The sequence below is a fragment of the Paenibacillus sp. 01T443 genome, from assembly GCF_056398325.1.
Genome location: NZ_JBFTPE010000005.1, coordinates 718,669 through 728,338 on the forward strand (window position 1 = coordinate 718,669; position 9,670 = coordinate 728,338).

6 protein-coding genes are annotated in these 9,670 nt (G+C 44.4%); 5 read left to right on the plus strand and 1 reads right to left on the minus strand.

The genetic code is table 11. From position 1 onward, the window contains the following. Positions 1–83 precede the first annotated feature (83 nt). A complete protein-coding gene (locus AC1DLI_RS10825) occupies positions 84–794 on the plus strand; it encodes a DUF4386 domain-containing protein (RefSeq protein WP_477602309.1) in 711 nt (236 codons plus the stop codon). 169 nt (positions 795–963) lie between these two features. Here the strand turns inward: AC1DLI_RS10825 and AC1DLI_RS10830 are convergent, their stop codons facing one another. Further along, on the minus strand, positions 964–2,190 hold the full coding sequence (locus tag AC1DLI_RS10830) for an MFS transporter (RefSeq protein ID WP_477602311.1): 1,227 nt from the start codon (positions 2,188–2,190) through the stop codon (positions 964–966). A gap of 132 nt (positions 2,191–2,322) precedes the next feature. On the opposite strand from AC1DLI_RS10830, the gene AC1DLI_RS10835 reads away from it, so the two are divergent. The 4 genes from AC1DLI_RS10835 (at position 2,323) to AC1DLI_RS10850 (ending at position 9,395) form a co-directional block, all read left to right on the plus strand. Further along, positions 2,323–3,207, plus strand: a complete 885-nt coding sequence (locus AC1DLI_RS10835) for a LysR family transcriptional regulator (RefSeq protein ID WP_477602313.1) — start codon at positions 2,323–2,325, stop codon at positions 3,205–3,207. A gap of 153 nt (positions 3,208–3,360) precedes the next feature. Beyond that, entirely contained in the window at positions 3,361–4,242 is an 882-nt protein-coding gene (locus AC1DLI_RS10840; protein WP_477602315.1) for a DNA-primase RepB domain-containing protein, read from the plus strand. A gap of 242 nt (positions 4,243–4,484) precedes the next feature. Further along, positions 4,485–5,114 carry a YfbR-like 5'-deoxynucleotidase gene (locus AC1DLI_RS10845; protein WP_477602317.1) on the plus strand — a complete coding sequence of 210 codons (630 nt, stop codon included), beginning with the start codon at positions 4,485–4,487 and terminating at the stop codon, positions 5,112–5,114. 387 nt (positions 5,115–5,501) lie between these two features. Further along, on the plus strand, positions 5,502–9,395 hold the full coding sequence (locus AC1DLI_RS10850) for an endo-1,4-beta-xylanase (protein WP_477602319.1): 3,894 nt from the start codon (positions 5,502–5,504) through the stop codon (positions 9,393–9,395). Positions 9,396–9,670: the final 275 nt, after the last annotated feature.

The following is a 9,670-nucleotide window of genomic DNA, read 5'->3' on the forward strand; positions in this document are numbered from 1 at the left end:
TTACATTTAGTTCAGTTAACAATACACTATGTATGAAATGTTTTACTTTTTTATAAATATTAACAAGCAATGGAGGGTTATAAATGACGAGGCTTAACACGGATGCTTCACCGTTTTATTATGCTAGAATTGCAGGTTTCGGGCTGCTGCTTATGGCCGTGCTTGCTATGTTTTCTAATTTCTCCGTTCTTAATGGTCTTATTATTCCGGATGATGCAGCAGCAACTGCAAATAACATCATAACCAATGAGATGTTATTTCGGAGTGGAATTGTTAGCTTTGTCATCGTGCTTATGCTCGATGTGCTGGTGACGTGGGCACTCTATGTTCTTCTCAAGCCCGTTAATAAAAATCTAGCCATGCTTACGGCGTTGTTCAGGTTGGTATATACCGCCATTTTTGGAGTCGCCTTGTATCATTTTTTGAATGTGCTTCAGCTTCTAAGCGGTGCTGAATACTTGAAGGTATTCACTACGGAGCAGTTACACGCACAGGTGATGCTGCTGATCAATGCATTTAACAATGGATGGCTTATTGGATTAGTATTTTTTGGATTTCATTTACTGGTTGTCGGTTATTTAATAATCAAGTCAGGAGGCTACATTCCAAAGCTGATTGGGATCTTCTTAATCCTCTCTGCTGCTGGGTATTTAATCGATAGTTTTGCGCATTTTCTTCTTCCCAACTATGAAGACTACAAAACGATATTCCTATTGGTTGTAGCCATACCTGGAGTGATTGGAGAGCTGTCATTAGCTTTTTGGCTTCTGATCAAGGGTGTAAAGGTTCAATGAGGCTCTAGCGATACGAAGACTCAACGATCTATGCATGCAAAATAAAGCGGAAGCGCTCTAGCCATATGATATCGTTCAATTGAAGAATCCCAACAACGAATTGAAGCTTTTATCCAATTAAAGCTAAACAAGCTGACACCGATAGAGTATCGGTGCCAGCTTACAGCAGTTAAGCTATATTAGCCTTGTGGTTTTGAATTGGCAGCTTAGCTCGAGGACGATGATGAAGCAGGTAGTAAGCGGCAACAGATAACAAAGTAACGAGTCCTGCGACAACATACATCATTCTGTAATCCGTAAAGGAAGCAATCAGTCCCATAAAATAAGAGCCCAATCCGTAGCCTAAGTCAAATAATAAGAAAAAGGTTCCCGCAGCGCTCCCCCTGCGATGTTCGGGGGCCAGCTTCAAAGCAAGCGTTTGAAAGCAAGGCAAGAGGGCCCCGTAGCCTATTCCCATGATGACGCCGGACGCCAAAACCATTGTTCCGGAATGAGCTTGGCTTAATAAGAGCATGCCGATGGCAAACAATAAAATCCCTGGATAATAAAGATAATGTTCTTTGTATTTATCGAATACTTTGCCGATTATAGGACGGAACAAGACTATCATGATCGCAAAGGTAACAAAAAAATAACCCGTGACATGGGATAAATGAATCTCAGCCGTGAAAGAAGAAATAAATCCAGATAACGAGCTGTAAGAAAAGGCAAGAACAAACCCCACCAACGAAATCGGCAGCGCCTTTGGTTCGATAAAGTCACTCCAGCTTAGGCCCTGCTTTCTTTTTATAGGGGCTGCGGTCAGAACAGGCTCAGCAGTGTCCCGCTTCTCCTGAGGCATCTTCATAACCATCGTGAATAGGAGAGAAAGCGCTGCAATGGCACAAACGGCCAACAGCAGTACATTTATGTTCTTATCTTTCCACAGAAAAAGCCCGAGAGCAGGTCCGACAACCATGGCAATGCTCATAAACATGCTGAAGTATCCCATGCCTTCGCCTTGACGTGAATCCGGAACAAGCGCGGAAGCAACCGTGCTCGTAGCCGTCGAGGCTACCGCATAGCTCATTCCGTGAATAAGGCGAATAACTAGGAATAGGAAAATCCCCTTAGAGCCGAAATAACAGATACAGGCGATAAGAAAAATGACCAACCCGATAACCGCCATTTTCTTTTTCCCGAACCGATCTACCCATTGACCCGAAAAAGGCCTGATCAAAACGCCTCCGAGAACATAGATGGTAATGACTAATCCCATTTGTTGTTGATTCCCATTCAAGCTGTCTTTCACATATAACGGGAATGCTGTCGCGAGGATATGAAAAGTAAGAAACATGAAAAAACTGCTCATACATACAACAAAAAAATTCCGCGTCCAGATTCTCTCTCTAACCAACAGAGTCTCTCCCCTATCTTCAAAAACATTTCTTTATGTGGCTATATTATAAGGTTGATACTTTATTAAATATAATACTTATTTTATGATTGAATCATCACATTAAAGTTATGAATGAAGAGAGGGCTTGATATGGAATTTCTTCAGCTCAAATATTTTCAAGCGGTTGCACGCCTAGAGCACATCACGATGGCGGCCAAGGCGTTAAATGTATCCCAGCCTTCACTCAGTAACTCGATCCAGCGATTAGAGAAAAAACTAGGTGTTCCTTTGTTCGAGCGTCAAGGCAGAAAAATCAAATTAAACAAGTGCGGCAAAACCTATCTTCGAAGGGTTGAGCAAGCCTTTCTGGAACTGGAAGAAGGAGAGCGTGAGCTCTCGGATATGGCGGGTCTTGACCATGGAGTCATATCCATATCGGTGACGCTCCCGTATATTTTGCCGACGCTCCTCAAAGATTTTCTCTCCATGCATCCTCACGTACGGATCATACAGCGCCAGTTAGGCTCTGCTTTAGAGATGAGAAACGGCCTGGAAAACGCTGATATTGATTTCTGCATTTCCAGCACTCCGATTACCGGTCCAGACATCGAGTGGCTAACACTGGTTAAAGAGGAATTGTGCTTGACTGTGCCGAAGGACCATCGTTTAGCTTCTAGAAATAGCATTTCTCTAATTGAGGTGGCAGATGAACCCTTTATCTCTGTATCTTCCAGATCTAATTTCCGGGAAATCACAGATGGATTTTGCAGGCAAGCCGGTTTCGAACCCCGTATCGCATTCGAACTCGACGAAATTAGCGCCATACAAACTTTAGTTGAAATGGGACTGGGCATCACCTTCACCCTTCCCCTCACTTTAGGGAGTAAGGCCTCAAACCCGGCAACCGTTCGATTAAGAATAACGGAACCGCATTGTCAGCGAACATTCGGTATCGCATGGAACAGGAATCATTTTTTATCACAAGCTGCCATTCATTTTCGCCAGTTTGCCATTGATTTTTTTAGTAAACTTTAAGAAATTATCAAGTGTCATAAAGTAATACCTACGACACCATATCCCCTGTTGAAAAATGGGTACTATCCTTTACACTTGCGACATCTCGCCAGAATATGATTGTTTAGATAAGAACCGAGAGTGTAACGCAAGTTTTAAAGGGGATGTGGTTTAGTGACACAAAGATTAAGTTCAACGAGATATTCCAAACCTTTGCAACAGTTCTCTAGTCACGCACGCAATTTCATTAAAAAACTAGGCTGCAAGCAGAACGAAAATCTGCATTTTATTTTAGTCTATGACCCTAAGCACAAAAACCAGATTTACAGTAATTCTTCTAATCACCCAGCGATGACGCTGCATAAACCTCTAAAACTGCTGGAAAGAACTACGCCTCGAATCACACTCTTTTCCAAGAACAACGATCTGATCCATGTATTCAGCCAAAATAAAAAAGGTTATGCGGTTTTTTTGGAGATTAATTATCGCGAAAGTAGAAAAAGTGATTTCAAAAAAATTAGAGCACAATTCATCGACGTTGACTTAAACAAGATTTCAGAACATTTTCACACAAGTGAACAAGTCCAGCAGAGGATTGAATCACTCCAATCCGACCCTGCAGAGCAGATTCTATCCATTACAATCAAAAGAAATAAACAAGGTCTATTTCATCTCCTAGCTCAGCGAACAAAAGAGAGAGTAGCGATTTTGAAAAAAGAGTTTATTAAAAAATATAGGCGGCGAATTAAGGATACGATGATTATCGAAACTAAAAACGGATATCACATCTATTGGGTCCTACAAGGCGGGTCTATCAACAAATTCGTTCCCATTCAAAAAGCTTTAGCCCAAAAATTCAGTTCTGATCCCATGATTACAAATTTATCAAGAGTCATGCGTATACCGGGCTTCTACCATATGAAAAATCCTGAAAGTCCCTATATGGTTAGGGCCATACAATGGGGCAGAAAAAAACCGTTCACACAAAATGAACTCATTCGTTCATTAGCATTAAAGCCTCTTTTCACATCAAAGTCCAGACAAAAGCTTCGGTAAGACACTCTTCTTTAAATTTCATTTTCCGGGCCACCTTTTTGGAAAATAGCTATGTACCCGACCTCATCCTGTCGGGTTTTTTATGGTTGGTGAACTCGGGGGGATATGCCACCGTCCGAATCATATATCCCGACACTTCAGCTCCCTTATTTTACCTAATTTAATTAATCGTCCATTAACAAATCATCTCTATACTAACTGTAATGCATCACTTAATACCATATGGAGAGGAATAACATGTCATGGGAATCCATACGTACTTTCAATCGCTTAACGATCTCGAACGTATTATTCGCTGTCCAGGCAAGTTTAAGTTTGAAGAGCACAGCGTAGCCGCTCATTCGTGGAAGGTTGTGCAATACGCCAAAACATTGGCAGATATTGAGGAACGCAATGGTGTCTCGATAGATTGGAAAAAGCTTTACGAGATTACTAGCAGCCATGATTACGGTGAAATATTTATCGGCGATATTAAAACACCCGTTAAGCATTACTCACTGGAACTGCGCGGCATGCTGCAGCAGGTAGAGGAAGGCATGATTACTCTTTTTATAGAGGAAAATATTCCAGAGGAGCTCAAGCCTACTTTTTTCAAGCAACTGCGCGAGGGTAAAGACGATTCTGTCGAAGGCCTCATTCTCGAAGTGGCTGATAAACTTGATCAAGTGTACGAGGCCCTTTCGGAATTGCAAAGAGGCAACACAGAGAAAGAATTTGTAATTATGTATCGCGATGCGCTTATCAAAATCAAAAAAATAAAGCTGCATTGCGTAGATTATTTCTTAAAGCATATTTTGCCTGACATCGTTAAGGAAAGCTCAAATTGTCCTATTGATATCAAAAAAATTACAAAGGAAGCTTTAGAGCTTTAACTGCCATTTCAAACCTCATCACTACTTCCAACCTCCACTCCTCTTTAACTAATTCTACTTATCTACCTGCTTTATTGCCTTCTTTTCGTGAAACGTTCCTAGAGATCGATTAGATCATTAGGAACGTATTTTGCATGAAATGCTTTTCTCAATTAAAGAATAGATAATCACCGTTTCATAGAATTAATAGTCTGGCTTGTGTGAAATCGCCATATTTTATAAAACCTTTCGACGCAATATTTAAAAAATACAGTATGTTCTATAGTTCTTCTAGTCAAACGTTTTTTTGATACACGTTATAATTAAGCTCTGGAAAGGAGAATTAAGCCAAAATTATGTAAGCGCTTAACTTGCTTTACCAAATTTATTTTAGGGGGAATGCAACAAATGAGTAGAACGCTCAAACAGGTTTTCTCGATCTTACTCGCAGCCACTTTGCTCATCCCTTCAGGCTGGCTCGCGCCGGTCGCGGAAGCTGCAGAGCCGGAAATACCTGTTTACCACGAATCCTTTGCAAGCGGCAAAGGTGCTGCAGCGCAATCAGGCAACGCCAGCCTGACGCAATCCACCGATAAAGTATTTACTGGCAATGCTGACGGAGCAGCTTTATCTGTTAGCAACAGAAACAACGACTATGATGCGGTTGATTTCAAATTCGCCGACATCGGTCTGGCAAATGGTAAAACCTACACGGTGACCGTTGCAGGCTATGTAGACGCTGATGCGGTTGTGCCTACCGGCGCGCAAGCTTATCTTCAAACGGTGAGCAGCTACGGCTGGTTGGCAGGCGCGGATTTTGCAGCCGGACAAGCTTTTACTCTATCGAAAGAGTTCACGGTTGATACCAGCAAAGATACGAGCTTACGCGTTCAATCCAACGCTGCTGGGGCCACTGTTCCGTTTTACATTGGAGATGTATTGATCACCGAGAAGGTGGCTCCTGGCGGCGGTGAAGAGGAAACACCTAGGCCTCCAGCACTCGACTTCGCTACAATCACCTTCGAGGATCAAACGGCAAACGGATTTGTAGGCAGGAAAGGAACTGAAACTCTCACCGTCACCAACGAAGCCAATCATACCGACGACGGTTCATACGCTTTGAAAGTAGAGAACAGATCAGATAGCTGGCATGGGCCGACCTTGCACGTGGAGAAATATGTTGATAAGGGCTCCGAATATAAAATTTCGTTCTGGGTCAAGCTGATCGCGCCCACTAGCTCGCAGCTCCAACTGTCCACGCAGGTTGGTGAAAGCAGCCCTAGTTATGTTAGCCTTGCCTCAAAAACAATCAGCACCAGCGACGGCTGGGTTTTGTTCGAAGGAACATACCGTTATACCAATGTAGGCAACGAATTTTTGACCATCTATGTGGAAAGTTCTAATAATAAAACAGCATCTTTCTATATCGATGATATCAGCTTTGAAAGCACAGGCTCGGGCCCGATCGCCATTCAGAAAGATCTAACTCCGCTCAAAAATGCTTATCAGGACGAGTTCCTGATCGGAAACGCAATATCGGCGGGAGATCTGGAAGGCGTTAGGCTTGAGCTTCTCAAGATGCATCACAATGTCGCTACGGCAGAAAACGCAATGAAACCGGATCAGATGCAGCCTGCGAAAGGCAACTTTACCTTTACCGCTGCGGATGCGCTTGTGGATAAGGCTCTGGCTGAGGGACTTCAGATGCATGGGCATGTGCTGGTTTGGCATCAGCAGACGCCTGCGTGGATGAATACGTCAAACGGTTCCCCCTTGGATCGGGATGAAGCTCTCATCAATTTGAGGACCCACATCGAAACGGTTATGGAGCATTACGGCAGCAAGATGATCTCGTGGGACGTCGTCAACGAAGCGATGAACGATAACCCGTCTAACCCTTCGGATTGGAAAGCGTCACTGCGTCAATCCCCTTGGTTAAGTTCCATCGGATCAGATTACGTAGAGCAGGCGTTCTTGGCGGCAAGAGAAGTGCTGGACGCTCATCCAGAATGGGATATCAAGCTTTATTACAATGATTATAACGAAGATAATCAAAATAAAGCCCAAGCCATTTACAGCATGGTCAAAGAAATCAACGATAAGTATGCGCTGACTCACCCTGGCAAACTCCTCATCGACGGCGTCGGCATGCAGGCGCATTACAATGTAAACACGAACCCGGACAATGTTAAACTGTCCTTGGAGAAGTTTATTTCCTTAGGCGTAGAAGTAAGCATAACTGAGCTTGATATTCAGGCCGGAAGCAGCTATCAGCTCCCCGAGCAGCTTGCGAATGCTCAGGGTTACTTATACGCGCAGCTGTTTGAGATCTACAAGGCTCATGCTGCAAATATCAAGCGCGTGACCTTCTGGGGACTGAATGACAGTTCCAGCTGGAGGGCCGCTAACAATCCGTTGTTGTTCGATAAGAATCTGCAGGCCAAACCGGCTTACTACGGCGTAATCGATCCGGATAAATTTATAAAAGAGCATGCGCCTGTTTCAGTAGACGCCAAACAATCAACCGCTAATTTTGCTACGCCTTCAATCGACGGTACCGTTGACGCTGTTTGGAGCGGAGCGGCAGAAATACCGGTTAATCGCTTCCAGATGGCATGGCAAGGAGCAACCGGCGTAGCAAAAACTCTCTGGGATAATCAAAACTTGTATGTCTTGGTCCAAGTTAGCGACGCACAGCTTGACCTAAGTAACGGAAATGCTTGGGAACAGGATTCCGTAGAAATCTTCTTGGACGAAAACAATGCAAAAACATCATTCTATCAAGATGACGATGGACAGTACAGAGTTAACTTTGACAACGACACTTCATTCAATCCGGCAAGCATCGCAGATGGTTTCGTATCGGCAACTAAAGTTTCCGGCACAAGCTATACGGTTGAAGTGAAGATACCGTTTAAAAAGATAACGCCAGGCAGCGACAAGAAACTCGGATTTGATGTACAGATTAATGACGCCAAAGACGGTGCCCGTCAAAGCGTTGCCGCATGGAACGATACGACCGGCAATGGTTACATGGACACTTCCGTGTACGGCGTGCTGACCCTCGTCAGTAATACCGTTAATCCGGGCGGAACCATCGGCAGCGGATCTAACCCGTCGACAGGAAACGTTGAGGTAAAAGACGACAATGTTACGATTCACCCTGAAGTGAAGAACGAGGGCGGCCGCGTAACAGGCACAGTCTCCAACGAAATTCTGAAGAAGGCGCTTGAGCAAGCCGCGCAAGCAGCAAACGGCAAGAAACAAGTCGTAATCGAAGTGCCGAAGCAAACAAACGCAAATTCATATGAAGTGCAATTACCTGCTCAAAGCTTGAAAGGTCAAGAAAACTTCTTGCTTTCGATGCAAACAGAAAATGCAACGCTTGAGCTTCCAAGCAACATGCTGTCCAATGTGACAGACAACGCTGAGCAAGTATCCATCCGTGTAGCCAAGGCTTCTACAGACAACTTGGATGCAGCTGCCCGCGAACGGATCGGTAACCGTCCGGTATTGGATCTGAACATGGTAGTCGGTGGCAAAGTCATCGCTTGGAACAACCCGAATGCGCCTGTGACGATCTCTGTTCCTTATACGCCGACAACAGCAGAGCTCAGCCATCCGGATTCAATTGTGGTTTGGTACATCGCTGAAAATGGCGATGTGACATCGATCCCGAACGGCCGATATGATGCGGCAGCCGGAACGGTTGTTTTCCAAACGACCCACTTCAGTACCTATGCTGTGGCCTCCGTTGTCAAAACCTTCGGAGACCTGAAGAACGTGCCATGGGCAAAGCAGGCAATTGACGTAATGGCAGCGCGCGATGTCATCAAAGGAACCTCCGCTAACAGCTTCTCTCCTGCAGCTTCCATCAAGAGAGCGGATTTCATCGCCCTCCTTGTAAGAGCACTTGGTTTGCAAGGTACAGGCAAGAATGAAGTGATGTTCAGCGATGTCTTAGAAACCGCTTATTATTATGATGAGTTGGTCATCGCGAAGGAACTGGGAATCGCCACTGGCTTTGGAGACCATACGTTTAAACCAAATAGTGATATCTCACGTCAAGATATGATGGTACTGACGACACGTGCGCTTGAGGCGGCCGGCAAGCAGCTTGAACCGAGCGGAGCTTTAGACGCTTATCCTGACGCGGCAAGTATTTCCGATTACGCGAAAGACAGCGCTGCTGGTCTTGTAAAATCCGGTGTTGTGAACGGCAAAAACGGTAGGCTTGCGCCGAATGATTCGCTCACCCGCGCAGAAGCGGCAGTCATCCTGTACCGCATCTGGAATTTGTAATCAAAGACGATCGAGTTGCAGGGGGCGCTTAGCCCCAGCCTCTCACCTATGTAAACACGCAAGTGTTTAAAAAAATATTGTCCCGCTAGTTGCAGTATAAACAACAAAAGAGCCAAGCCATCTTACTGAACTGTGACCCATAAGAAGGACACTTTGAAAAAAAGTGCCCTCTTATGGGTCTTTTGTGTTTTAATCAGAGTAATGGTGAGGGAGCGGATAAGAATATGGGGAAATTAAATCGTACGTTATTTACAGAAGAGATCATGAGGAGATTA